We start from the raw sequence: 25,495 nt of genomic DNA on the forward strand, positions 1-25,495 counted from the left end.
CCGTCTCCCGGGACGTAGCGACGGAGTTATCGGGAACCGGACACGGAATCCACGGACGTCCCGGGTTCACGAAACCGGTAGAATTCTTCGGTCGAACAGAACTGTTGGTTTCCGAATTAGGTAACCTTAACAGGCGATGGCAACAATTTCTGTGTGATGAGTAAGACAAACCAGGAATGGTGGCCGGATATGCTGAACGTGGATATCCTCGACCAGAACGCCCGCGATCTCGGGCCGGCGGACGAGGAGTTCGACTACGCCGACGCGTTCGAGTCGCTGGACCTCGACGAGGTGAAAGCCGACATCGAAGCCGTGCTGACGGACTCCAAGGACTGGTGGCCCGCCGACTACGGCCACTACGGTCCCCTGATGATCCGGATGGCCTGGCACAGCGCCGGGACGTACCGCACCGTCGACGGGCGCGGCGGTGCGGCCGGCGGCCGACAGCGGTTCCCACCGCTCGACAGCTGGCCGGACAACGCCAACCTCGACAAGGCACGACGGCTGCTCTGGCCGGTCAAGCAGAAGTACGGCCAGAAGCTCTCGTGGGCCGACCTGCTCGTCCTGGCGGGCAACGTCTCCCTGGAGTCGATGGGCTTCGAGACGTTCGGCTTCGGCGGCGGCCGCGAGGACGCCTGGAAGGCCGACGACGCCATCGACTGGGGTCCAGAGGAGGAGATGGAGACCTGGGACCGCTTCGACGAGGACGACTTCCTGCAGGAGCCCCTCGGCGCCTCCGTCATGGGCCTCATCTACGTCAACCCCGAGGGCCCCGAGGGCGAGCCGGACCCCGAGTGGTCCGCCCAGCGCATCCGCCAGACGTTCAGCCGGATGGCGATGAACGACGAGGAGACCGCCGCCCTCATCGCCGGCGGCCACACCTTCGGGAAGGTCCACGGTGCGGACGACCCCGAGGACGAGCACGGCGCGCCGCCGGCCGACGCCCCCATCGAACAGCAGGGCCTCGGCTGGCAGGTCGAGGGTGCCGACGGTCCCGTCAAGGGCAGCGAGATGATCACCAGCGGCATCGAGGGCCCCTGGACGCAGAACCCCGTCGCCTGGGACATGGGCTACCTCGACAACTTGCTGGACCACGAGTGGGAGCCCCACAAGGGCCCCGGCGGCGCGTGGCAGTGGAAGCCGGTCGACGCGGACCTCGAGGACACCGTCCCGGCCGCTCACGACCCGTCCGAGAAGGACACGCCGATGATGCTGACGACGGACGTCGCCCTCAAGAAGGACCCCGAGTACCGCGAGATCGTCGAGCGCTTCCACGAGAACCCCGCCGAGTTCCAGCAGGCGTTCGCGAAGGCCTGGTACAAGCTCATCCACCGCGACATGGGCCCGCCGCAGCGCCTGCTCGGCCCGGAGGTTCCGGACGAGGAGATGCTCTGGCAGGACCCCATCCCGGACGCCGACTACGAGCTGGTCGGTGACGAGGAGATCGAACAGCTCGAGGCCGAGATCCGCGACTCGGAGCTCTCGGTCCAGCAGCTGGTCAAGACCGCGTGGGCGTCCGCGTCGACGTACCGCGACAGCGACAAGCGCGGCGGCGCGAACGGCGCGCGCATCCGGCTCGAACCCCAGCGGAGCTGGGCGGTCAACGAGCCCGAGCAGCTCGAGACCGTCCTCGGGACGCTCGAGGAGATACAGGCGGAGTTCAACGAGTCGCGCTCGGACGGCGTGCGCGTCTCGCTGGCGGACCTCGTCGTCCTCGGCGGTAACGTGGCCGTCGAACAGGCCGCGGCCGAGGCTGGCTACGACGTCGAGATCCCGTTCGAGCCCGGCCGGACCGACGCCTCGCAGGAGCAGACCGACGTCGAGTCGTTCCAGGCGCTCAAGCCGAAGGCCGACGGCTTCCGCAACTACGTCGGCGACGAGGCAGAGCGCGACCCCGAGGACATCATGGTCGACCGTTCGGAGCTGCTGAACCTGACGGTGCCCGAGATGACGGTGCTCGTCGGCGGCATGCGGGCGCTCGGTGCGAACTACGACGACACCGACCTCGGTGTGTTCACCGACCAGCCGGGCGCGCTGACCAACGACTTCTTCGTGACCCTGCTCGGCGAGGACGTCGAGTGGGAGCCCGCCTCCGAGGAGCGCCGGGCGTTCGAGGGCTACGACCGCGAGACCGGCGAGCTGGCGTACGAGGCCAGCCGCGTGGACCTCGTCTTCGGGTCGAACGCCCGGCTCCGCGCCGTCTCGGAGTTCTACGCGACCGACGACGCCGAGGAGCAGTTCGTCGAGGACTTCGTCGACACGTGGAGCAAGGTCATGCAGCTCGACCGGTTCGACCTCGAGTGACCCGCCGGTAGGACTGTCTTCTTTCTCTCGCGACCCGTTCAGCGCAGCAGCGTCGTCGTCACGGACGCCACGTCGGCGGCCGGCGCGTTCCGGAACTCGGGGCGGGCGAGCGCGAAGCGGTCGGCCGCGAGCACGCCGGCATCGGCGAGGTCGTCGCGGCGCGCGGCGACCGTCGCCGGACTGGCGATGCCGTTTGTCGCCGCCCAGTACTCGACGGTGGCGACGTCCATGTCGGCACGGGCGGCGGCGACGAGGGCGACCGTGACGACGTCGGGACCGGGGCCGTCGCCGCGGGCGGTCGTCATCGCCTCGTACAGTGCCTCGAACTCCGCGGCGGTCGGGTCGCCGAGGCTCTCCGCCAGCGAGTCGGTCAGCTCCTCGAGGGTCGAGGGGTCGTCGACCGCGGCGGGACCCGGGACGGGCAGGCCGAGACGGACGTAGAGCGCCCGGGCGATGAGTATCGCCGCGACGCCGTAGGTGCCGGCGAACAGGAGCTTCAGCGTCGGCGAGAGCGCCGTCTCGACGACGAGATAGCCGACCAGCACGGCGGCCAGCAGGAGGGCGACGAGCTCGAGTCCGACGATGGCGAGGTTGACCGCGGCACCCCGCCCGACCGGCTCGTCGGGCGCCCGGAACCGGGCATCGGCCAGGAGCTGGTCCCGTCCGTCGCCCGCCGTGAGCCGTCCGCGCCAGAGCTGGACGAGGCCGACGCCGAGCAGCCCACAGAGACCCACCGCGATGACCGGAACCCACATCACGGCTGTTGGGTCACGCCACACCGACTATACGCTTGTGGCCGGTACCAGCGGTGATACGCGTCGCTCCGGTCGCCCTCTCAGGCGTCGTCGTAGTCGAACGAGCGGTCGGTGTCTCGCAGGATGAACGGGCCGATGGAGAGGGTGCGCTTGGCGACCGTCGCGACACGGAGGACGTACGCGAGCAGGATGGCGAACGGGACGACCGCGACGGTGTTGGCGAGCGCGAACACGAGCAGCACGTCCGCGATACCGAGGGTCGAGCCGGCCAGCCACGGCGCCGTCGGGTCGAAGAAGACGAGCACGGTCGACGTGACGAGCAGCGCCGGCACGGCGGCGTAGGTCATCGCCCGGGAGAGGTCGACGAGCTCCCACTGGAAGTACAGGGTCTTGATGTGCTCGCGGGCGGGGCCGAACAGCGAGAGCAGGTCGATGAGGTCGTCGAGCGCCTCCTGTGCCTCCTCGGAGAGCTCGTCGGCGTGTTCCGAGCTGAGGCGCTTCGCGGCGTACAGCTTCCACGAGTAGTTGAAGTCGAGCGCGGCCGACACCACGTCGAAGTCGCCGAACTCCGAGCCCTCCAGCGAGTTGCTCGTCGTGGCGGCGTTCGACCGCACGGCGTCCGTCAACGCGGTGACGTGCTCGGCGGCCTCGCCGTCGGCAGACGCGGCATCCGCCAGGGCCTCGGCGCGCTCGTCGGCGGCATCGAGCATCGCCGTCAGGAACTCGGCGGGGTCGGCCGGTGCGATGGCGAGGCCGACGGCGTCGGCGACGTCCTCCCGGAACGTCATCGCACCCTCCATGCGCTCGCGCTGGTCGCCCGCCGCGCCCAGCTCCTGCGAGAGCACGAGCTGGTTGAGGGTCAGGACCAGCGTGACGCCGGTGATGATGGCGGTGACGTGCGCCTGGAACAGCGTCTCGATGGGGTCGCCCGCGGTCAGCTGTGCCGGGCCGGCGACGGCCAGCCCGAGCACGACCGTGCCGACGAACACGAACCCCGCGATACCGGCCGCGACGATCCGGCGGTTCGTCTCGAGCAGCACGTGCAGCTTCCGGCTCGACTCCGGGGCGCGGCTGCGCATGCTGTCGTCGCTCCCGCCCTCGGCTTCGTCCATGGTCCGAGCGACGGCGAAGACGGTGAAAAGCGTGTGGTCGAACTCCGTAGGGTAGACCGTTCGCGGGCGACAGGGATGGCGATTCGACGACGCGACGGCAGTGTGGGAACGGTCGGCGGCGCGTTACGCGTCCGAGTTCTCCTCTTCCTCGAGGTCGGCCTCGACGGCCTCGTCGCCGGAGCCGTCGGAGCCACCGGACTCGGCGGCGTCCATCTCGGCCTCGAGCTCCTCCAGGTCCGCGGAGACCTCCTCCTCGCTGCTCTCGGCGTCGGCGGACTCGGCGTCCGCGGAGCCGCCGCCCTTGCCCATGTCGGCCTTGAGCGTGTCGAGCTCGGCCTCGACGTCGCTCGACGCGCCGAGCTCCTCGAGCTCGCGGTCGATGGAGTCCTTGTCCGAGAGCACGTCGTCGAACGCGCCCTCGTCGTAGAGCTCGTCCATGGCGGCCGCGCGGGCCTCCATGTCCTGCGTGCGCTCCTCGGCGCGCTCGATGGCCATCCCGACGTCCTCCATCTCGTCGCCGACGCCGGTCATGGCCTCGGAGACGCGGTTGCTCGCCTCGGCGGCCTCGTAGCGGGCCTTCATCGACTCCTTCTTCGTGCGGAACTCCTCGATGCGCTGCTGGAGGGTCTCCTTCTTGTCGACGAGCTGGTCCTGGGTGCCCTGCAGGCGCTCGATCTGGGCGTCGAGCTCCTCCATCTGGCGCATCTTCGTCTTCTTCTTCTCGAGCGCGCGACGGGCGAGGTCCTCGCGGTCCTGCCGGACGGCCTCGCGGGCCTGCCGGTTGTGCTTCTCGACGTCCTCCTCGAGGCGTCGCTTCTGCATCTCCAGTCGCTTCTTCTGTGTCGTCAGGTCGGCGATGCCGCGCTTGACCTGCTGGAGCTGGTCGCGCATCTGCTCGTAGGAGTAGTCGAGCGTCTCCGTCGGGTCCTCAGCCCGGTTCAGCAACGAGTTTATCTTCGACTTGAGGACGTACGACGTCCGCGATAGTATTCCCATATTGCATTATTTCCCTCCGTGAACTTAAAAACGTCACTCCTCGAAGGTGTAGCTGTGACCGACGAAACAGTTCTCGTGCCAGGGGCCAGGGAGGTCCGTGCGAGCCTCGACGAATCGCCGGCCGGCGCCGACGCCTGCGTCGTCGCCTGTCCGCCCCATCCACAGCACCGAGGCCACCGCGGCGACAAGCGCCTCGTCGCCGTCGCAGATGCGCTGACCGCGGGCGGCGTCGACTGCCTGCGGATCGACTACGGCGACTGGGACGAGGGGTACGGCGAGCGAGAGGACGTACGCAACGCCGTGCGCTGGGCCGCCGAGCGCTACGACCGCGTCGGGCTCTTCGGCTTCAGCTTCGGCGGCTGTCTCTCGATCCTCGCCGCGGCCAGCGTCGAGGTGCCCGTCACGGCCGTCAGCGCGCTCGCACCCGCCGACAGGCTCGCCGACGACCTCGACGCCGTCGCCGCGCTCGCGGACGTCGACTGTCCGGTCCAGATCTGCTACGGCGAGCGCGACGACGTCGTCGACTGGGAGCGCATCGTCGAGCGCGCCGAGGAGCTGGGGGTCGAGACCGTCCGCTTCGGCGCGGACCACTTCTTCGTCGGCCAGCACGAGAAGGTCGCGGACGCGGTGTCGGGGTTCCTGCTTTCCGAGGTCTGAGTCACTCCCCGGCCGGAACGCTCGACGGCTCGGGCACGGGGAACAGTTCGTCGACGCGTGCGAGCGTCGCGTCGAGGTCGCCCGAGTTGTCGACGACGACGTGCTCGCACTCGATGGGGTCGAACAGCTCGCGGAACCGCGAGTGCAGGTCCGGGTCGGCGTCGCTCTCGTCGTCCGTGCGCTCGCGGATGCGCCGGCGCGCGACGGTCTCGTCGCACTCGACCTTCACGAGCCGGAAGTCGACGCCGAGGTCGTCGGCGAGGTCGACGACGTCCTCGCGGAAGCGCGCCTCCTTGAACGTGCCGTCGAGCACCGCCGTCTCGCCGTCCTCGACGGCCTCGCGGCCGCGAGCCAGCAGTTCTGCGTACACCGCGAGCTTCTCGGCCTCGGTGTACTCGGGGTCGGGGAAGCGGTCCTTGCGCACCACGTCGGTCCGGACGAGTCGGCCGTCGACGCGGTCGGTCACCGCCTCTGCGATGGTCGTCTTGCCCGCACCCGGCAGGCCACAGACCACTAGCAACATCGGTCACCGTCGCGTCGTGTGTGCGGGAGTGTCGTCCGCGTGCGGTCCTCGGTTCGTCGGTCGGCCCATCCGTCTCCAGCGGCGTCCCCGTGCCCGGCCGTCATTGGGAGACAGACGACACCGAGCGCACATGAAACTGTGGTATCCGTCGCGCCACGGGAGTTCAGACGCCGTAGATCTTCGCGTAGGCGTCGGCGAACTGCTTCGAGAACACCGTCCCGAGGTACTTGATCTTCACCGGCGTCACGACGACGGTGATGAGCTGGATGACCGGGATGAGCGCGATGACGATGGAGATCGCCCCCGCGATGCCCGCGACGATCCACACCTTCACCCAGGCGACGAACCAGGTCCCACTGACGAGCACGCGCGCCAGCTTCGGCGAGAACCCCGACAGCATCGACCCGGTCTCGGCGAACCGCGCCATCCCCGCCGAGCCCGCGTACCCGAACAGCGCGGACAGTCCAAGCCAGATGACGAGCCCCGTGAGCAGGCTCCCCAGCCCCTGCTGGAAGTTGCCGTCGATGATGGCGGTGATGCTGCCAAGCACGAACACGACGAACGCGATGATCGGGATGATGCCGTAGACGCCGACGATGATGGAGCCCTTGATGCCGTCGATCAGCATGCTGCCCGGGTCGGAGAACGACGGCGGCTCGGGGTCGCCGTCGAGGCGCTGGCGCATCACGCGGACGTAGTAGCCCGTTAGCATCCAGCCCGGCACGATGAGGAAGGTGAGGTACTCCAGTACCGTCCCGATGGCGATGGTCTTCCACCAGCCCGCCTCGTTCATCGGGTACCTGATGTCCGTGCCGAGGCTGTCCGGGCCGCGCGTGTCGGGGTGGTGGCCGCCCGACTCCTCCAGTCCGTCACCGGGCGTTCGGACGCTCGTCCCGCCGCCGGCGTCCTCCCGTGGCGGTCCGCCCTCGCCCCGTCGTCGCCCCGGTTCGGGCTCCTGTGCGTTCGGTGGCGGTCGCTCGTCCCGCTCGACCGTCTCCGTCCGCGTCGTCGTCCCGCCACCAGTCGCGCCGTCGCCGACGGGCTCCTCGCGTGGTCCACGACGGTCGGTCGCCGGTCGGCCACTCGCGGGCGACGCCGGCGGCCTGTCGGTGGGCGCGTCCCGTCGGTCGTCGCGGCGTGGCGGCTCCTCTCGCCGGTCGCGCTCCTGGCGTCTCGGCCCCGGCTCCGGGTCGCGGTGTGGCGGCTCGTCCTCCCGGGGTCGCCCGTCCCCGTCGTGCCCGCGGCGCCCCTCCTCATGCGGTCCTCGGCGGTCGTCACCACGCTCGCGACGGTCACGAGCGTCGCGGTTGTCGCCGTCGCGCTGTCGACGTCGGCCGTCGTCGTCCCGCCGGTTCTCGTCACGACGCGCGTCGCGGCTGCGGCCCTGTTCGCGACCCCGCTCTGCGTTCGACTCGGCAGGCCGGCCGGTGTCCCGACCCGACCGATCCCCCCGGCGGCGGGACCGTCTCTCTCCCCGGTCGTCCGCCCGCGCCCCCCGACCGTCGTCGCTGCGTCGGTCCCCGCGTCCGCCGGCCGATCGGTTCGTGTCTCGCCGGTCCGCGCCGGCTGACCGGTTCGTGTCTCGCCGGTCCGCGCCAGCCGACGCCGAGCGGCCCGCCTCGCGCTCCCGCCGGCTCCGGTTCGAGTCCGGCGACGTCTTCCCGGTCTGGTCGACGCCACAGCGCGGGCAGACGTCGGTCGACGGGTCGAGACTCACGCCGCAGTTCCGACAGTCACGCTGGCCGCTCCCGTCGTCTCCCGACCGCTCGCTGCCGGTCGAACGGCTGTCCCTCCGGTTCCGGGTCGTGCGCCTGCCGCCGGGGTCCCCGTCGTCGCCCCGGCGTGTCGCTCCCGACCGTCCATCGGACCGTTCCCGTCGGTCCCCGTCGGGCTGTTCGACGCCACAGCGCGGACAGATGTCGGTCGAGGAGTCGAGACGCACGCTGCAGTTCGAACACGCCCGACGCCCGCCATCCGTTCGACGACCCCCGTTGTTATCCCTCGGTGACATTCGCAACTGGTAGCCACTGCGCGAAGCGGTCACTTGGGCGTACTGGCCGTCGAGACGGTCGTCCCGGTCTCAGGGCTCCGGGGCGACCGCACCCTGTGCCTGCTTCCGTTCATCGAACGTCGCGAGATCCGCGCCGAGGTCCGCCGCCATCGCGAGCAGCGTCCAGTCGTTGTTCGTCAGGTCCTCGCCACGGTCCGTCCCGTCGCGCATCGCCTTCGCCAGCCCGAAGTCGTCCATGTCGGCCTCGTACACGTCCACCTCGTCCACGATGGCCTTGCAGGCCTCCCCGACCGCCGTCTCGTCCATCCCCGCCCCGTCGACGAGGATGGACTGCAGCTCCAGCACCGTCAGCGTCGACGTGGCGAGGTCGTCGGTCGCGTTCAGGAACTCCCGGGCCGTCTCGCCGTGCTCGTCGTCGGCCACCAGCGCGGCGAGGAACACGTCCGTGTCCGCGAGGGTCGTCATTGCCGTTCCTCCCTGACCGCCTCGGCCGGGTCGACGTCGGCGTCCGCGAAGCGACCGAACAGGCTGTCACCGAGTCGTTCGGCGGGCGTGTCGTCTGCGTCGGCTGAGTCGTCCATGGCAGGGCGTGCGAGGGCGTGGGGAGTAAAACGTTCGGCTCTCACCCGCACCGCAGGCCGGCCGCTTGCCCCCAACAGCCGCCCGTCCCCTCAGCCGAGCTCGACGAACGGTGCGACGCTGCTCGTGACGAAGTCCGCGAACTCCAGCGAGTCGAAATCCGGCGAATAGACGTTCACGTACCCGCTCTCCGTGATGTTCAGCTTCACCGTCTCGTCCGACTGGGTCTCGTAGGTCACCCCGAGCTGGTTCAGGCTCGCCCGGTCCACCACCTCCCCGAACTCGTCGTCACCGAGGATGTCGGCGCCGTAGAGGACACCGTTGTCCGTCTGCCCCTCGTGTTCGGAGAACCCGACCTTCCACGCATCGGCCGACTCGACGCTGCCGAAGTAGCTGTCGAGGTCGATGCTCGTCCGCTCGATGTCGGCCCCGCCGACCTCCCCGATGAGGTCGAACGCGAACGTGCCGTCTCCGCTCCCGACCATCACGAACTCGTCCGGCACGGCGAGGAACTCGGTGAACTCGGTGACCGTCCCCTCGTCGCTCACCTCCTCGATCTCCGTTCCGCGGATCGAATAGCCCGTGTCGGTCCGCTGGCGCTCCCTCGCCGCCGCGCCGACGACCACCCGGTTCCCACTCGCCGTCCCCGCGAACCGACGGACCTCGAGGACGGAGTTCTCGTCGTCGTCGAACTGCGTCGTGGTGAGCCCGTTCAACGAACCGTATATCTTCGCGATGACCCCTGCTCTCATGTCGGCAGAGATTCTCGCTGGCGCACACTTAAATCTCGGTGCGCGGGCGAACCCGTCGTCGGGGCTGGTCTCGTCGCTGGTGCTGAGAAGTGTGATGTGGGGAAGATGGGCCGGTGCCTACATGCACATCGGTGAGAGTAGCGTGCCGACTGCCGCGGGCAGGAGAGGACCAACGGATGAACGAGCGGCTGCCAGCGCACTGGATGGTGATGATCGACCAGCGATTTCCGGAGTTTTCTGGACTCCAAGGGGCTATCGAGTTCAGGACTGATGTCGAAGGAGTTCGGCTGCAACGCCACTCCGAACCGTGTTCGAGAGCGGTGCAAGGTGCTCACCTACGCGGGCCTGATCGCACCCCTCAGTCGGGAGTACGAGCTTTCGAGAGTACGTCGCAGGGGGAGGAGTACCTCGCTGGGGGGCTCGACGCTAGGTATCGGCCGAATCCGCACGCTGGCCGGTTCGAGTACTCTTCAAGGGTATAAGAAATTCAACCAGTGTTTAGCAACTATTGCTGCCCCAACAATTCATTATAGATGTTTTTTGATAAACAGAAGTAGTTTTTTACATTAAGAATATAAATATATTGGTAGCGCCCAGTGCGCGAGCGTCTCCAAGACGCGAAGACCTCCGCTAACCATGGGGGCATTGTAGGATGGGATTGAGCATCCGAGCTACGACGCCGGCAGGGATCGGGGTCCTTTGCGGGACTTTCCTGATGCTCCGGGGTGTGGTCTTCGGTGCGCTGCTCGCTTCGGCCTCGTTGGCCGCGTGGGTATATGTTACCGGCCTCATCACGGAGTGACCCACCCGGTGTCCCGGCCACACTCCAGAGGCAAAATCCCATTGTTTGTCACAATACCACAGAACTGTCTGCTGAATTCATTGTAAAGGATTGAGCAACCAACGACACCGGGCACATCCAGAGAATAACCAATTCTCTTTCACTGGTGTCCGGCCAGAGCCAATCCCGATCAAGGACTGACCCGTTGGATTGCTTGCTCCTGTAGGCCGCCCCAGCTCAGACTGGATTGGGTTCGCAGATCGAATATCGACCTGTGGAATCCCTCGGCCTACAAATTGCGACTTAAACCTCCCAGCAAATGAAATTTGGGGTTGTGTACCATCGATTCGCAATCGTCAGGCTATACAAGTTCACGTCTGAGACGTCACAATTACCTCGCTGACTCGCTCCACAGCAGGTATCCATAGATACATTCCACTGTTCGGTTCGAGGACCACTCCAGAGCCTTGTCAAGGTCCTATCGACCGTTGAGAAGTGCTTCACCCTCGGTTCCAACTTACCTTCGCCTGTACACCATCGTACTAGACTCATCTATCTAAACGTGTCAGATGGATATCCAACTAGATGCCACGGGAAGGGACTGACCTCCTTTTCGGCGATGTATTTGGACTGGATCAACTCGATGCCGATGACGACAGAGAAGAGCTTGCTCACGGCCGACACAGGCTCTGGTCGAGCGCGGGACACTGCGGGTGCTGCTCGTCTATCCAGTCGCCGCAGTAGTCGCAGATCGGCGACTCTCCGACAGGCCCAGAACCGCCTAAGCCTGTCAGTAGAGGATGCAAAAGTGGGATATATGGAATGGGCCGGCGCGAATTTGAATCGCGGTTACGGCCACCCGAAGGCCGAAGGATACCAAGCTACCCCACCGGCCCGCATTCGAGATAGACGAGTGGGCGACTTTTAACGCTTCCGAAACGCGGGACGACTAGCGGTCGACGCGGAGTTCGTCGAGGTGGCCCTGGAACTCGAGGTCGTGGCCGTGGACGGTCGTGACGCGGACCGCGTCGGAGGAGAAGCTGGATTCGACGCGGTACTCGTCGCCGTCGTCGCCGTCGACGTAGATGGTGGAGCCGCCGATGTAGCTGGTGTCGGCACTGGTGACGTCGCCGGAGACGGTCTCGGTGGGGGCGGAGCCGTCGCCGGTGTCGCGTCGGAGGTCGAAGTGGACGCGGTCGCCCTCCTCGACGTCGTCGAGGCCGGAGTCGAGGACGGTGCCGAGGTCGGAGCCGTCCTCCTCGGGGGTGCCGCCGTCGGCGACGACCTCGGTGCCGGTCTGTGTGTCCGTGCTGGCCGTCGTGTCCGTGCTGGCCGTCGTGTCTGTGCTGGTCGGTGCGTCGGTGGCCGGTTCGGGTGCCGTCTCGGGGACGGACGCACAGAACTCGTCGAACACGTCGGTGCAGTCCGGACAGAGCACGTAGCGGTCCTGGTCCACGTCGAGCTGCGTCGCGCCGGCGTCGGGGGCGACGGCGCGGCCACAGAGGCTGCAGTCGTGGTCGGCGAGGGCGGCGCGGTCGGCGACGTGGCGGCGCTGCATGTCGGCGGCGAGCGCACGCACGTCGTCGAAGCAGTGGTCGCAGGCGAAGCGCTCGCTGGTGCCCATGGTCGTCGCGTCGCCGTCGACCCGACGGGTGTAGATGCGGTGGACGGTGTCGGCCGGGGTCGGGGTGACGGTACGCGCACAGAACCGACAGACGTCGGGGGAGTCGGTGGACATGAGTCACCCTCTGCAGGCCAGCTACTTAATTTCGACCTTCTCTGGCGCTGTCAGAAATTCGTGTAGCCGTCGGTGTCGAGGTAGTGGTGTGCGACGGTGACGGCGTGGTCGGCGTGGAGCAGCGTCGGCCCCAGTCGGAGGCGCTGGTCGGCCGCATCGGCGAGCAGCGCCGCCTCCGCGTCGGTGAAGTTCTGGTGATCGGAGAGCACGAACGTCGGGTTCGCGGGCGGTTCGGTCTCGTCGGCGGGCGCGCCGTCCTCGTGGAGCTGCACCACCGTGCCGTCCCGGGCGCACTCGTCGAGCACCACGTCCAGCCCGACACGCCGGATGCTGATGCCCGGCGAGGACTCCGCGGGCTGGTGGCCGATGGCGTCCTCGCGGTGCTCTAGCGCGGTGCGAATCAACGCGGCGGTCGACCGCTCGTCCGGGTGCAGGTTCCGCACCGTCGCCCCGTCGACGGTCACGGTGAACTCGTCCTGCAGCACGAGGTGGACCCGGACCTCGTCTCGGAGGCCGTGACTCGTCAGGAACGCCGCGTTCAGACACCGACAGAGCAGGTCCAGCCGGCCCGCCTCGCTCGCCAGCGCGTCCAGCGAGAAGTCGGGCGTCGTCGGGACCTCGTGACCGCAGATGACGAACTGTCGCATGTTCGCGTGTGGTTCGCGGGTGGGTTTAGTCGCGTCGAACCCGCTTTCGAACTGTGGTGTCGCTCGTGATGCTGCTCGAACGGTTTCGGTAGTCGGGGGAACGCGCTGGGACTCGAACGGCCAGAAAGCCCCCGCGTTCTCGCCGCCTGCGACTCGTTGCGCTCCTCGCTCCGCTGCGGTGCTTACGTCGTCTCGGCTGGCGAGAACGCGGCCCCTTTCAGTCCCGCCCCGCCCCGCCCCGCACAGCACCGCGACCGCACCGCGCCAGCCCTCCCCCTCGACACCCACGCGCCTGCCGGCGCGGGGTGTCTTGGCCGTGTGACTGGTGGCGGCATCGTTGTGCTCGTCAACCGGGTGGCGCGCGGCTGGCGAGGTACGAGGTGCGGTGCTGTCGGCCGGGGCGTTCTGGCTGGTATCGGCGCAGGCAGTTCCCACTGAGAAGGGGGCGTTCTGGCCGTTCGAGCCCACTGCTGTTCCTCCTGCAACCCCGCTGAAGCACGTGTTCGGACCGCGTTCCTTTTGCCACACGCCGCGAAACACACGCCCGACATGAACGAACGGGCGGCGCTCTCGCTCGTCGGCGGCCTCGTGGACCACGCGGGGGACGACGCGGCGGTGGTCGACGGGACGGTCGTGACGACGGACATGCTCCACGACCGGACGGACTTCCCCGGGGGGACGACGCGGTACACGGCGGGCTGGCGGGCGGTCGGCGCGTCGCTGTCGGACGTGGCGGCGACCGGCGCCGAGGCGACGGCGGCGGTGGCGGTGTACGCGGCCCCGGAGTTCACCGAACCAGCGCTCAGAGAGTTCCTCCAGGGCGCGACGGACGTCTGCGAGGCGGTCGGCGCGGAGTACGTGGGTGGCGACCTCGACACGCACCAGGAGTTCACGGTGGCGACGACGGCGCTCGGGCGGACCGACGAGTCGGTGGGTCGTGGCGGCGCGGAGCCTGGCGACCGGCTCTGCGTGACGGGCACGCTGGGACGCAGCGGCGCGGCGCTGCGGCTGTTCGAGGCGGGCGAGACCGACCGCGCGAACGAGCTGTTCCGGTTCGAGCCACGGGTGGCCGCCGGGCTGGCGCTCTCAGAGCACGCGACGGCGATGATGGACTCCAGCGACGGGCTGGCGCGCTCGTGTCACCAGCTCGCCGAGGCGAGCGGCTGCGGGCTGGCCCTCGACGCCGACGCGGTGCCGGTGGCCGACGTGGTCCACGAGGTCGCCGGGGGCGAGGCGGAGGTCCGCGAGCTGGGCTGGTTCTTCGGCGAGGACTTCGAGCTGGTCTGTACCGTGCCGGCGCGGCGGGTCGAGGACGCCCGCGACGACTGCCCGGTCCCGCTGTCGGTCGTCGGCGAGGTCACACGAGGCGACGACGGCGAGCCGGTCGTCACCGTCGACGGCGAGGCCCTGCCGGACCGGGGATTCACGCACGGCGAGTGAGGCGGGCGACGCGGTCGCGGGGCGACTATCCACGAACGTGCATCACAGGCGCGAGTCACAAGAGTTTTTGAACACGAACGCGCCTGTCCAGGTGATGAGCGCCTACACCGCCACGGTGACCGTCCGACTCAAGCAGGGAGTCCTCGACCCCGAGGCCGAGACGACCAAGCGCGCGCTGGAGCGTCTGGGCTTCGAGCTGTCGGGGCTGCGCTCGGCCGACCGCTTCGAGGTCGACCTCGACGCGGCAGACGAAGACGCCGCCCGCGAGCGTGCCGCGGAGATGGCAGAGCGCCTGCTCGCGAACCCGACCATCCACGACTACGACGTGGAGGTCGCCCCGCGCGAATGACGGTCTCGGTCGTCCGCTTCGGCGGCTCGAACTGCGACCGCGACGCCCTCCGCGCCCTGGAGGACCTCGGCATCGACGCCGAGATCGTCTGGCACGAGGACGGCCTGCCCGCGGACACGACGGGCGTCATGCTCCCCGGCGGCTTCTCCTACGGCGACTACCTCCGTGCCGGCGCGATGGCCGCACGCTCGCCCGTCATGGACGAGGTGCGCGAGCTGGCGGGCGAGGGTGTCCCCGTCCTCGGCGTCTGCAACGGCGCACAGGTCGGCTGCGAGTCCGGGCTCACCGAGGGTGCGTTCACGACGAACGCGAGCGCCCGCTTCCAGTGCGAGCACGTCCACGTCCGCGTCGAGCGCGCCGACACGCCCTGGACCGCCGGCTACGAGGACGGCGAGGTCATCGAGCTGCCCATCGCCCACGGCGAGGGTCGCTACGAGATCAGCGAGGACCGGCTCACGCAGCTGGAGACCCAGGACCGGGTGCTGTTCCGGTACTGCGACGCCGACGGCAACCTCACCGACGGGGCGAACCCGAACGGCTCGAAGCACAACGTCGCGGGCGTCGTCGGCGAACGCGACTCGGTGGCGGTGCTGATGCCCCACCCCGAGCGCGCCGCGCTCGCCGACGTCGGCGGCACCGACGGCCGACCGCTCCTGCGCGGCTTCGCCGCCGAGTAGGGCGAATCGGCGCGCGGTCCGTTCCCGAGTCGAGGCTCGAAACGGCTAAAGCATTAAAGACGGTGGGTGACTTCGGTGGGGGTAACTGGTGGCGCGTGTGCCGCCGAAACTCGCATGACTGGACGTACGACACGCGTCCTGCTCGTCGCTCCCCCCGGCGACGTGCGGACGGAGACGGTGGAGTCGCTTCCATGGACGGTGAGCACCGCGTCCGACATCGCGTCGGCCCGGGACGCACTCGACGATGCGGTCGACTGCGTCGTCGCGACGGACACCGTCGACGGCGACCCGCTCGAGCTCCTCGCGACCGCCCGGGAGCGTCGTCCGGCACTGCCCTTCTTCCTCCTCACCGAGGACGGCGACGAAGCGCTCGCGAGCGAGGCCGTCGCTGCCGGCGTCGACGGCTACGTTCCCGCCTCCGCCGGCCTCGACGTGCTCCGCGACCGCATCGCCGACGTCGTCGAACCGGAGGGCGGCCTCCCGGTCGACGACGAACTCGACCGACTCCGGCTCGTCTACGAGCAGGCACCGCTGGCCGTCGTCGAGGTGGACGAGGACGGCCACATCACCGCCTGGAACGCCGGCGCGGCCGAGCTGTTCGGCTACGAGGCGCCCGAGGCCATCGGACAGCCCGTCGTGGAGCTGCTCGTCGCACCCGACGAGCGAGATGCCGTCCGGTCCGTCTCCGACGCCGCACTCTCGCCCGGCGGGGAGGTACCGGCGGTCAACGTGAACCGGAACGTCACCGCCGACGGGACCGAGCTCACCTGCGAGTGGTACAACACGACGCTGACCGACGACGACGGGAGCGTCCTCGGCGCACTGTCGTTCGTCCAGGACGTGACCGACCGCGTGAACCGGCGCGAGACCGTCGAGTCGCTCCAGGCGATGACGAGCGAGCTCGTCGGCGTCGAGGAGCCGGCCCGGGTCGCGGACTTCGCGGTCGAGGCCGCACGGACCGTCCTCGACCAGCCCTACGCGGGCGTGTTCTTCCACGACGACACCAGCGACGTGCTGGTCCCCGTCTCGGTCACCGAGGAGGTCGCCGGTCACTTCGACCAACCGACCATGCTCGACCGGGACGACGGGGTCGCCTGGTCCGCGTTCGAGGACGGCGAGACCGTCGTCATCAACGAGGGGGCGAGCGCCCAGACGGGCATGCCCTCGTCGCTGGCGCTCGAGAGCGCCGTCGTCGTCCCGCTGGGCGACCACGGCATCCTCGCCTTCGGTGCCGGCGCGCGGAACGCCTTCGACCGGACCGACGTGCACATGGCGAACATCCTCGCGTCGACGACCCGGGCCGCCCTCGACCGGAGCACCCGCGAACGCGACCTCAAACGACATCAGACCATCGTCGAGGCGGCGGGCGACGGCGTGTTCGCGCTCGACGAGTCGGGGCGGTTCCGCGCCGTCAACGACGTGATGGCCGAGTTGACTGGCTACGAACGCGACGACCTCATCGGCCGGCGCGTCGACGAGGTGTTCCCCAGAGAGCACGTCGAGCGAGGCCGCGAGGAGGTCGAGGCGTTGCCCGACGGCGAGACGCGGACGTTCGAGCTGCAGATCGGCGACGACAGGGTCGTCGAGTACGAGGCGACCATCGCCGCACTCCCCCAGGAGACGACCTTCGATGGGACCGCGGTCGTCGTCCGGGATATCTCCGAACGAAAGCGCATGGAGGCCGAGCTCGTCGAGCAGAAACGCAAGATAGAGGCGTTGCACGCCATCGCCTCCGGCCTGGACGACTGCGAGACCCGGGAGGAGATCTGGACGCTGACCGTCGAGGCCGCAGAGCGCGTGCTGGACTTCGACATCTGCTGTGTCGACGAGGTCGTCGACGAGTTCCTCGTCTCCCGGGCGCTCTCCTCGGAGATCGAACCGGAGGGCTACAGCGACCGCGCGCCCATCACCGAGGGACTCGCCGGGAAGACACATCGCACGGGCGAGTCCTTCCTCATCGACGACGTCACCGCGGACAACGCGGCCGAGCCGGAGGACCGGACGTACCGGTCGCTGCTCTCGGTCCCCGTCGGCCAGGATGGTGTCTTCCAGGCTGTCTCCGACGAGGTGGACGCCTTCGACCAGTCCGACCTCGAGCTCACGGAGCTGCTGTTGACCCACGTCGCGGACGCGCTGGAACGGACCTCGTTCGAGGAGGAGCTCAAGGAGGAGCGCGACCGGTTCGCCGCGCTGTTCCAGAACGTGCCGGACCCGGTCGTCTACGCCGTCCACGAGGATGGCTACCCGAAGGTCGTCGAGATCAACAACGCGTTCGAGCAGGTGTTCGGCTACGACGCCGACGAGATCGTCGGCGGGAACCTCGACGAGTTCATCGTCCCGCCGGACCGGGACGCCGAGAGCGACCACATCAACGATCAGGCGTACCAGGGCGAGCTCGTCGAGCGGGAGGTGAAACGACGAACCACCGACGGCCTCCGTGACTTCCTGATGACCGTCGTCCCCGTCGACCTCGACGAGTCCTCCCCCCGCACCTTCGGCGTCTACTCCGACATCACCGAGCGCAAGGAGCGCCAGAAGCGCGTCGAGATCCTGAACCGCGTGCTCAGACACGACCTGCGCAACGGGATGAACATCATCAAGGGCTCGGCCGAGATGCTCGGCGACGTGGTCGACGGGACCGCCGCCGTCGGGTACTCCGAGACCATCATCGACCGCGCGGACGACCTCATCAGCCTCGCCGAGAAGACCCGTGCCGTCGAGCGCACGCTCGACCGCGACCGCGCCGCGACCGGTCCGGTCAACGTCCACGAGAGCGTCAGCACCTCCATCGCACGGCTCTCGGAGGAGTATCCAGATGCCGAGTTCACGACCGACCTGCCGAGGTCCGCGCAGGTCCGCGCCGACGACCTGCTCCGGACCGCCATCTTCCACGTCATCGAGAACGCCGTCGAGCACAACGACACCGACGCACCGACCGTCCACGTGAGTGCCAGCAGCGGCGAGGACGACCCGGACGTGCTCCGGGTGTCCGTCGCCGACGACGGCCCCGGCATCCCGTCCTCCGAGCGCGCGCTCATCTCGGAGGAGCAGGAGATCACCCAGCTCAGGCACGCCAGCGGGCTCGGCCTCTGGCTGGTCAACTGGGTCGTCACGCAGGCCGGTGGCTGGCTCAGCTTCGAGGACAACGAGCCGCGGGGATCGGTCGTCACGTTGCACGTCCCGCTGGCGAGGGAGTCCTCGTCGGAGGAGTCGGCGGCAGGGAACGGCGGGACCGAGACGACGCCCGTGGAGTGACTACCGGGCGAGCGGCATGTTGTAGCTGGTCTCGCGTTCCAGAACGGCCTCCCACGTCAGCTCGCAGTCGCAGGACACCTGCTCGAACACCGAGGGGTCCTGCCGGACGTCGAAGTCCTTGATGGCGGTCTGGACGCGGTCGTCGCACTCGCCGCAGTTGTGGGCGCCGCGGTCGGAGCCGTGTCCGACCGGGTCGGAGACGACGATGGCGTCGCAGTCGGCGGTCGATTCGAGCACGTCCGCGACCGACCAGAGCCACGGCGGCCGGTAGCCGCCCCGGAAGAACAGCTCGTCGACCATCGTGTAGCGCTGGACGTTGCAGGGGTTCATCGAGACGGTGTGACAGCCGTCGACCGCCGCACAGCGCCGCACGGACGACTTCATGTCCGCGAGGGCCTCGGGCTCTGCGAGGAACGGCGGCTTCATCAGCAGGTACGCCTTCACGCCGGCGTCGCCCTCGTCCCCGCTGCTGGCCTCGTCGGCCGCGACGGCCTCCGCGCACGAGTCCTCGAAGTCGGCGAAGTCGAAGTACTTGTTCACGCAGTCGTGGCGCACGCGGTCGGTCGCGGTCTCCAGCCCGATGGCGACGTCGGTGTCCAGCCCGTGACGGGTGAACTCCTCGATCTTCTCCTGGTCGACGAAGTCCGGCAGCGACTCGACGACGATGCGCTCGCGGTCCGCGAACGTCTCCGCGATGGCGCGCCGGGTCTCTCCACCGACCTCCCGCTCGTCGAGGAAGCTCCCGGAGGTGTAGATCTTGATCAGGTCGCTCTGCTCGTCGGCGTTCTCCGCCTCGTGGTCGAGACAGACCTGTATCTGGTCCATCAGCGCCTCGTGGCTCACCGAACCGCCCTCGACCGATTCCGCGACGTAGCCACACATCGTGCAGCCGCCGGCGCGGGCCCACCGGCAGCCGCCGGTGTTCAGGATGATGGTCAGGCTCTGGAACACGCCGCCCGGGGTGTTGTCCTCGTCGATCCACACCCGCGTCGGCTCGTGGGGGTCGTACGTCTCGTCCTTCTCCGCGCGGATGCGACGCATCACCTGGTTGTGCGCGTCCATCCCCTTCCCCTGCTCGTAGACCTCGGGGGTGGGCTTGCTCATTGGCGGAGAGAAACGGTCGTGGGCGTAAATCCGCTTCGGGTCGGCCGAGGGCTCAGTCCGCGTAGAGCGAGTAGAGGATGACGCCGAAGCCGACGGTGGTCAGCAGGCTCTCGATGGCCAGCGCGATGGTGCGGTCGCTTGGGCCCATGATGAACTGGTCCATCGCACCGGCCAGCAACGCGCCCAGCGTGACGAAGCCGAACCCGACCGCCAGCGCCCGCAGCGCGGGCGACTCGGTCCGTCGATAGGCCTTCGTCGCGAAGTAGGTGATGAGGCCGCCGAAGACGAGTGCGAGCGTCTTGAACGCGATGACGAGGGCTGAGAGGTGAGTCATGTCTCCTTGCGCACCTCCTTCCACATCGAGGCGAGGCGTTCGTCTGGCGTCTCTGGCGGTCGAGCGATACGTAGTTCGAGCGAGTTGTCCTCCGCGAGCATGATTGTGACGTCCTCGAAGTTGACCCGGTACTGCGACGTGTGACGGCCGTCCGCTCGGAGCTGTGTCTCCTCGACGAGCAACGACGACTCGGTTAGCTGTTCGAGCTTCCGGTAGGTCGTCGAGAGCGGGATGTCGCACTCGTCGGAGAGTTCACTGGCGGTCATCGGCTCGTCGAGTGCCTCGATGATCGCGTGACAGTCCTCGTCATCGAGGGCGTCGACGACCGACTGGAACTCCGGTTCGTCCGTCGCGGACGGGTCGTACATCCGTACCCGGGTAGTCCGGACGGGGGCACCATTACAGTTCGGTTTTTGACGCGACCGCCGTCGGTCAGTTCCGCCCGTCCGGCTCGTCGTCGGGGCGGCCGTCGGAGCCGAGCCCCATCGCGATACCGACGAGTGCGGGGAACAGCAGCAACGACCCGAACCCGCCGACGAACGCGAGCTCTAGGGGTTCGATTCTGGACTCGCCGACCGGCCGCGGCTGCGCGGTCGGCTCGGTCCAGCCCTCGTCCGCGCTCTCGGTGGTGCCGCCACCGTCTGCCGCACCGGTCACGACGACGGCGCCCTTCATCCCCATCCCCTCGTGTGGTTCACAGGAGTACCGGTGGATGCCTGGCTCCTCGAAGGTGCGCGAGTAGGTGTGGCCGGATTCGCCGACGAGTTCGGAACCCCAGTCGCCCGACTGGGGGAGGACGTTGTGGACGCCGCCGTCGCCGGTCCACTCCCAGACGACCTCCGTCCCGGGGTCGACGCGGACGGCTGGCGGCGCGAAGCCGAAGCCGCCGCCGTTGGCCTGGCTCCCGACCTGGACGGTCACGCTGTCCGCGCCGGTCTCGTTCGCGGTCGACTCGTAGTTCCCGACGTCGTCGAACCAGCCGCCGTAGTCCGGCTCCTCGAAGCTCTCCTGGCCGCCACCGCCGTTGCCGCCGGACGGGCCGGCGTCGCCGACCACGACGACGCCCTTCATCCCCATCCCCTCGTGTGGTTCGCAGGAGTACTTCACCACCTGCGACTCCTCGAAGGTGCGGGAGTAGGTGTGCCCCGCGTCGCCGACGAGTTCGGAGCCCCAGTCGCCCGACTGGGGGAGGACGTTGTGGACGCCGCCGTCGCCGGTCCACTCCCAGACGACCTCCGTCCCGGGGTCGACGCGGACGGCGGGCGGTGAGAACCCGAACGCGCCGCCGTTGGCCTGGCTCCCGACCTGGACGGTCACGCTGTCCGCGCCGGTCTCGTCCACCACGCCGTCGTAGTTGCCGACGCCGTCCAGCCACCCGTCGAACGTCGGCTGTTCCTGTGCGGTCACCGTGGCGCCGGTCGCCACGAGGCCGGCACCGGCGCCGAGTGCTCGGAGTGCGGTCCGCCGCGTGCAGGTCGACTGTCGGCTCATACACGGCACTCGGTTCGCCGGGGAAAAGCCGGTTACGAGCGTTCCCAGGGCGTGAGAGACCTTCTCGCCACGAGCTGCCAGCCGGCCACACCGACGACAGCGCCGACGGCGTTCGCCAGCCCGTCGACGGCCGAGGCAGTACGCCAGGGGACGAACGACTGGCACAGCTCCACGCCGAAGCCGACGGCGACGGCGAGTCCGACCGCGAGCAGGGCCGCCTGCACCGTCGCCCGGTCGAGCGCACGGGCCACCAGCCCGCCGAGCACCGCGTAGGCGAGCCCGTGCTGCCACTTGTCGGCCGGCAGGACGCCGAACGGACCGGTCGTCGGCGTCGCCGCGCCGGGTGGGTCGACCAGCGAGGCGACGAGCACAACGAGCGCCCAGGCGATGGCCGGGCCCCACAGCCGCGCCCGTCGGCGGTCGAGTCGAGTCACGCCACCGACTCCGTGGCGACGACACAAAAACGGGTCGCGTCGCCGTGGACCGTCGGCTTCTTGCAGCCACCGGCGGCAGGTCCCACCATGGCCGGTGGAACGTACACGTTGCTCGTCGAGCTCGACGGTCCCGTCACGCTCGCGGTCGGTGCCCTCGGCGAGGTGACGCTGGACTCGGGCTGGTACGGCTACACCGGGAGCGCGCTCGGCACCGGCGGGTTCTCGCGGCTGGACCGCCACCGGGAGGTCGCCTCGGGCGGGCGCGACGTGCGCCACTGGCACGTCGACTACCTGCTCGGCCACGAGGCGGCGACGGTCCGGGGCGACGTCCGCACCGTCGGCGACGTGGAGTGCGACGTCGCGCGGCGGCTCCCCGACGCCGTCGTCGGCTTCGGCTGCTCGGACTGTGACTGCACCAGCCACCTCACCCTGGCGGCGGACGAGGCGACGCTCCGCGCGATCGTCACGGAGGCTCACCGGACGGCGAGCGAGGCGTGATCACAGCGTCTCGCCGTCGGTCGCGGTGTTCCCGCCGTCCGTCGCGGCCTGGGGCGTGTCCTTCCCGATGACGACGCACTCGCGCACCTCCAGCGCCGTCGCGAGCTCCTGGACCCGGTCGGTCTCGCGGGCGAGCCGCCGCAGGTGCTCGATGTGGGCGCACTCCACCGCCCAGGAGTCGCTCGAATCGAAGCCGAGTCGCTCGGCGATGGTCGACCAATGGCCCCCCTCGACCAGAAAGACGAACGCGTCCGTCGTCTCGTGGACGCACTCGTACCGGTGCCGGTAGTCGTCGACACGGAGCCCCAGGTCGGCCTGTACGACACCGACGAGCTCGGGGAGGCGACCGGGTGGCACCCCTGCTGTCGCTGCTGCGAGGAGTACCGCGTCGTCCCGTATCGGGTAGTCCTTCATCCCCGTCACCCCGGAATCCCGTGCGTTCGTCGGTCGGTCGAGTCGCTTCGCTCCCGTCCCTCACACCCGCGACCATCCTGCCCAGGCACGCGCGACTCGACGCTCATCGGATACACACAGCAACTCGGCGCGTATAAACTCGGCAGGCAACCAGTTGGTAGTCGACTGGTTCACGGAACTGAGATTCATAACGAATTTACGATTCCGTCGTGCCCGTCGAACTGCAATGTACACTGGTGTCGTCCCCGGAACCGGCCGGGTGACCGCGAGCGAGACCGCTGGAGCGGGCCACGAACTGCGCATCGAGACGAACGGACACGTGGACCCCCAACCGGGCGATAGCGTGTCGGTCGACGGTGTCTGTCTCACCGCCACCGCCGTCGGACCCGGCTGGTTCGAGGCGTACTGCAGCGACGAGACGGTCGACCGGACGCTGCTCGCCGAGCGGCCGGTCGGTGCGCCCGTCAACCTGGAGCCGCCGCTGACGCTTTCCGACGGGCTCGACGGCCATCTCGTCCGGGGGTGTGTCGAGACCACGACCGAGCTGCTCGCCGCCGCATCGACCGGCGAGGGCTGGCGCTACGAGTTCGCCATCCCCGACGGCTTCGCCGGGCTGCTCGTCGAGAAAGGCGGCGTCGCGGTCGACGGCGTCAGCCTCACCGTCGCAGCCCTCGCGGCGGACCGCTTCGCCGTCGCCGTCATCCCCGAGACCCGCGAACGGACGACGCTCTCCGAGCGCGAACCGGGTGACCGCGTCCACCTCGAGGCCGACCCGGTCGCGAAGTACGTCGCCAGACAGGAGTCCGTCGCCTGAGCGACGGGAACGTCGCCGACCGCGCCGCCCGACTACTTCTCCTCGACGTGGCGGACCGACGCCGCCTCGCCGCGCGTGCTCTCGACCATCGCCGCGCCGTGCATCTGCGCCCGGCCGATGGCGTACGCCGCCGGCCCCTCGATGAGGACCTCGTCGCCGACGCGGATCTCCTCGTCGGCGTCGAGCACGCCCGGGGCGAGCACGCTGCCGTGCGGGACGAAGCCGTCGATCTGGACACGCTTGGTCGGCGCGTCGCTCTCGTCCCAACGACGGGCGCCTTCGAGGGTGAACGAGAGGGTGCCGTAGCGGGGCACCTGTGCGGCGAGCTGGGTGCCGTCGTCCTCCCGGACCTGCAGCTTCGGGTACCGACTCGTCGTCCGGAACTCCTCGAACAGGTCGTCGCCCGCGCCGTCGCCGAGCTGGTAGTCCGCGAGCGCCCGGACCGTGTTGTGCTCGCGTTCGCGCTTGCTGTACGCCAACTCGCCCTCCAGTGCGTCGCGGAGGTTCCCGAGGCTCTCGCTCGTGGTCGGGTGGTCGGCGACGGTGTACTCGACGGGCACGTCGACGTCGTCCTCGACCGCCTCGACGATTGGGCGGTACTCCTCGGGCACGTGGGCGATGATCCGCGGGTAATCACTCCGGGCGAGGTACCGGCGGAGGACCTCGCTCACGAACTCGACCTCCTCGGCGCTCCAGCGGCCCGTCACCACCGAGTCGTAGTGCTGGGCCGGGTACGTCGTCTCCAGCTCCTGGGGGACGACCCCGATGGGCGAGGTCATCGAGACGATGTGGCCCCGGAACTGGATGGCGTCCATGTACTGCCGGTGGCTCTGGGACTCGCTGTAGGGCTTCGTCGCCGAGCAGGGGACGAGCACGAGCGGGTGGTCGTCGAACCGATTCTCGTACCGGGTCGTCACGCGCTCGGCGAAGCGCTGGATCTCGACCCGGCGCAGGGTGTCCTCGGTCGTCGCGTCGAGGTCGGCACCGCGATAGACGGGCGTTCGTGCCTCCAGATAGCTGTACTGCTGGTCGAGCTCGCGCATGAGCGCGGTGAGCCACTGGTCCTGGCGGGCCTGTCCCTCGATGTAGTCGCGCAGGCGACCGTCGCGGATGCGGCGGCGGACCCGTCGGAGCTCCGCCTCGAGCGCGTTGACGTTGTGCGCGGCGCAGTCCTCGCGGCCGAACTCCTCACGGGGCGTCGCACAGGCCGGACAGGCACACGGGAGCTCGTCCAGATCCTCGAGGAAGTACGCGTCGTCGGTCGTCAGGTAGCGTCCCTCCGTACCGCGGACGTACGCCCGGTGGGCGTCGAAGAGGTCGACGCCGGCGTAGGCGAGGACGGCGACGTTCCGCGGCGTGGCGACGCCGGAGAGGTAGAGCCCGGTGTCGTCCGGGATGGCCTCGCGGACCGCCAGAATGAGCTCCTTCATCCCGGCGCCGTGTCCGAGCGAGCCACCAGCGTCGGAGACGACGTAGGCGTCCGCGCCGTGGTCGGCCGCGGTGTCGGCCGAGACGACCGCCGCGCTCGGGTAGTCGACCTCAGGGTAGTCGACGGCGAAGGAGTCCGCGACCTCGTCGGCGGTCCCCGACGGGAGCCCCCGGTGCGGGAGGACGGTCAGTCGGGACTCGTCGCCGTCGGGGAGCTCCCGGTCGGCCTGCCAGAGGCTGCCCGCGTCGTCGACGACGTCGTCCACGAGCGCCGGCGTCGTCACCGGCTCGGCCAGCCGGAGTTCGGCCAGCCGGGCCGCGCCGTCGCGCTCGAGGACCTCGAAGTAGTCGGTCATGGCACGGTGTCGGGGGCCGACGGACTACTATCTTGCTTTGTCCGTC

General features: G+C 69.1%; 24 protein-coding genes and 1 tRNA gene. 8 read left to right on the top strand and 17 right to left on the bottom strand.

The features are described 5' to 3' along the window. Positions 1-156 precede the first annotated feature (156 nt). Positions 157-2,304: a catalase/peroxidase HPI gene (gene katG / locus ACSG06_RS03495; RefSeq protein ID WP_440988877.1), complete on the top strand. Its 2,148-nt coding sequence runs from the start codon at positions 157-159 to the stop codon at positions 2,302-2,304. Between the two features lie 38 nt (positions 2,305-2,342). On the opposite strand, the gene ACSG06_RS03500 is transcribed toward katG, so the two are convergent. The 3 genes from ACSG06_RS03500 to ACSG06_RS03510 form a co-directional block, all read right to left on the bottom strand. Beyond that, a complete protein-coding gene (locus ACSG06_RS03500) occupies positions 2,343-3,059 on the bottom strand; it encodes a hypothetical protein (protein WP_440990287.1) in 717 nt (238 codons plus the stop codon). Between the two features lie 80 nt (positions 3,060-3,139). Next, positions 3,140-4,171 (bottom strand): DUF7972 family membrane protein, encoded by a 1,032-nt coding sequence (locus ACSG06_RS03505; protein ID WP_440988878.1) that lies wholly within the window; start codon positions 4,169-4,171, stop codon positions 3,140-3,142. Positions 4,172-4,294: 123 nt separating this feature from the next. Beyond that, positions 4,295-5,167: a PspA/IM30 family protein gene (locus tag ACSG06_RS03510; RefSeq protein ID WP_440988879.1), complete on the bottom strand. Its 873-nt coding sequence runs from the start codon at positions 5,165-5,167 to the stop codon at positions 4,295-4,297. A 54-nt stretch (positions 5,168-5,221) separates the two neighbouring features. Here ACSG06_RS03510 and ACSG06_RS03515 point away from each other — a divergent pair, with 54 nt between their 5' ends. Then, positions 5,222-5,824 carry an alpha/beta hydrolase gene (locus ACSG06_RS03515; RefSeq protein WP_440988880.1) on the top strand — a complete coding sequence of 201 codons (603 nt, stop codon included), beginning with the start codon at positions 5,222-5,224 and terminating at the stop codon, positions 5,822-5,824. Position 5,825: 1 nt separating this feature from the next. Here the strand turns inward: ACSG06_RS03515 and ACSG06_RS03520 are convergent, their stop codons facing one another. The 7 genes from ACSG06_RS03520 to trmY all read right to left on the bottom strand — a co-directional run bounded on the left by ACSG06_RS03520 (position 5,826) and on the right by trmY (position 12,855). Continuing rightward, complete coding sequence (locus ACSG06_RS03520; protein ID WP_440988881.1) at positions 5,826-6,347, bottom strand: P-loop nucleotide/nucleoside kinase family protein; 522 nt, start codon at positions 6,345-6,347, stop codon at positions 5,826-5,828. 163 nt (positions 6,348-6,510) lie between these two features. Then, positions 6,511-8,289 carry a DUF4013 domain-containing protein gene (locus ACSG06_RS03525; protein WP_440988882.1) on the bottom strand — a complete coding sequence of 593 codons (1,779 nt, stop codon included), beginning with the start codon at positions 8,287-8,289 and terminating at the stop codon, positions 6,511-6,513. A gap of 138 nt (positions 8,290-8,427) precedes the next feature. Continuing rightward, entirely contained in the window at positions 8,428-8,823 is a 396-nt protein-coding gene (locus ACSG06_RS03530) for a type II toxin-antitoxin system VapC family toxin (RefSeq protein WP_440988883.1), read from the bottom strand. A 206-nt stretch (positions 8,824-9,029) separates the two neighbouring features. Continuing rightward, positions 9,030-9,689: a hypothetical protein gene (locus ACSG06_RS03535; RefSeq protein ID WP_440988884.1), complete on the bottom strand. Its 660-nt coding sequence runs from the start codon at positions 9,687-9,689 to the stop codon at positions 9,030-9,032. Positions 9,690-11,293: 1,604 nt separating this feature from the next. Beyond that, a tRNA-Pro gene (locus ACSG06_RS03540) sits at positions 11,294-11,366 on the bottom strand. Positions 11,367-11,419: 53 nt separating this feature from the next. Beyond that, positions 11,420-12,208 carry a hypothetical protein gene (locus tag ACSG06_RS03545; protein ID WP_440988885.1) on the bottom strand — a complete coding sequence of 263 codons (789 nt, stop codon included), beginning with the start codon at positions 12,206-12,208 and terminating at the stop codon, positions 11,420-11,422. Between the two features lie 50 nt (positions 12,209-12,258). Further along, on the bottom strand, positions 12,259-12,855 hold the full coding sequence (gene trmY, locus ACSG06_RS03550; protein WP_440988886.1) for a tRNA (pseudouridine(54)-N(1))-methyltransferase TrmY: 597 nt from the start codon (positions 12,853-12,855) through the stop codon (positions 12,259-12,261). Between the two features lie 549 nt (positions 12,856-13,404). Between trmY and thiL the strand changes: the two genes are divergently transcribed. From thiL to ACSG06_RS03570, 4 genes are all read left to right on the top strand, one after another. Continuing rightward, the gene (gene thiL / locus ACSG06_RS03555) at positions 13,405-14,295 is read left to right on the top strand and encodes a thiamine-phosphate kinase (protein WP_440988887.1); all 891 of its coding nucleotides are present in this window, start codon (positions 13,405-13,407) and stop codon (positions 14,293-14,295) included. Between the two features lie 94 nt (positions 14,296-14,389). Then, a complete protein-coding gene (purS, locus tag ACSG06_RS03560; RefSeq protein ID WP_440988888.1) occupies positions 14,390-14,644 on the top strand; it encodes a phosphoribosylformylglycinamidine synthase subunit PurS in 255 nt (84 codons plus the stop codon). Next, a complete protein-coding gene (gene purQ, locus ACSG06_RS03565; RefSeq protein WP_440988889.1) occupies positions 14,641-15,321 on the top strand; it encodes a phosphoribosylformylglycinamidine synthase I in 681 nt (226 codons plus the stop codon). The genes purS and purQ overlap by 4 nt, the downstream gene beginning before the upstream one ends. 114 nt (positions 15,322-15,435) lie before the next feature. Then, positions 15,436-18,576 (top strand): PAS domain S-box protein, encoded by a 3,141-nt coding sequence (locus tag ACSG06_RS03570; RefSeq protein ID WP_440988890.1) that lies wholly within the window; start codon positions 15,436-15,438, stop codon positions 18,574-18,576. Here ACSG06_RS03570 and ACSG06_RS03575 read toward each other — a convergent pair whose 3' ends face one another. From ACSG06_RS03575 to ACSG06_RS03595, 5 genes are all read right to left on the bottom strand, one after another. Then, positions 18,577-19,680: an archaeosine biosynthesis radical SAM protein RaSEA gene (locus tag ACSG06_RS03575; RefSeq protein ID WP_440988891.1), complete on the bottom strand. Its 1,104-nt coding sequence runs from the start codon at positions 19,678-19,680 to the stop codon at positions 18,577-18,579. It lies immediately after the preceding gene. 52 nt (positions 19,681-19,732) lie between these two features. Next, on the bottom strand, positions 19,733-20,014 hold the full coding sequence (locus ACSG06_RS03580; RefSeq protein WP_440988892.1) for a DUF7521 family protein: 282 nt from the start codon (positions 20,012-20,014) through the stop codon (positions 19,733-19,735). After that, positions 20,011-20,382: a helix-turn-helix domain-containing protein gene (locus ACSG06_RS03585; RefSeq protein WP_440988893.1), complete on the bottom strand. Its 372-nt coding sequence runs from the start codon at positions 20,380-20,382 to the stop codon at positions 20,011-20,013. The genes ACSG06_RS03580 and ACSG06_RS03585 overlap by 4 nt, the downstream gene beginning before the upstream one ends. A gap of 64 nt (positions 20,383-20,446) precedes the next feature. Further along, positions 20,447-21,505, bottom strand: coding sequence for a halocyanin domain-containing protein (locus tag ACSG06_RS03590; RefSeq protein ID WP_440988894.1), 1,059 nt, complete (start codon positions 21,503-21,505; stop codon positions 20,447-20,449). 32 nt (positions 21,506-21,537) lie between these two features. Beyond that, complete coding sequence (locus ACSG06_RS03595; RefSeq protein WP_440988895.1) at positions 21,538-21,939, bottom strand: VanZ family protein; 402 nt, start codon at positions 21,937-21,939, stop codon at positions 21,538-21,540. An 87-nt stretch (positions 21,940-22,026) separates the two neighbouring features. Between ACSG06_RS03595 and ACSG06_RS03600 the strand changes: the two genes are divergently transcribed. After that, a complete protein-coding gene (locus ACSG06_RS03600; protein ID WP_440988896.1) occupies positions 22,027-22,437 on the top strand; it encodes a GIY-YIG nuclease family protein in 411 nt (136 codons plus the stop codon). On the opposite strand, the gene ACSG06_RS03605 is transcribed toward ACSG06_RS03600, so the two are convergent. After that, the gene (locus ACSG06_RS03605) at positions 22,438-22,851 is read right to left on the bottom strand and encodes a DUF8048 family protein (RefSeq protein ID WP_440988897.1); all 414 of its coding nucleotides are present in this window, start codon (positions 22,849-22,851) and stop codon (positions 22,438-22,440) included. Between the two features lie 226 nt (positions 22,852-23,077). Between ACSG06_RS03605 and ACSG06_RS03610 the strand changes: the two genes are divergently transcribed. Continuing rightward, positions 23,078-23,665, top strand: a complete 588-nt coding sequence (locus tag ACSG06_RS03610) for a riboflavin synthase (protein ID WP_440988898.1) — start codon at positions 23,078-23,080, stop codon at positions 23,663-23,665. A 32-nt stretch (positions 23,666-23,697) separates the two neighbouring features. Here the strand turns inward: ACSG06_RS03610 and arcS are convergent, their stop codons facing one another. Then, positions 23,698-25,449: an archaeosine synthase subunit alpha gene (gene arcS, locus ACSG06_RS03615; protein WP_440988899.1), complete on the bottom strand. Its 1,752-nt coding sequence runs from the start codon at positions 25,447-25,449 to the stop codon at positions 23,698-23,700. Between the last annotated feature and the right edge of the window lie 46 nt (positions 25,450-25,495).

Origin of the sequence: Haloarchaeobius baliensis, assembly GCF_052060055.1 — an archaeon.
In the GTDB taxonomy this organism is placed as follows: domain Archaea; phylum Halobacteriota; class Halobacteria; order Halobacteriales; family Natrialbaceae; genus Haloarchaeobius; species Haloarchaeobius baliensis.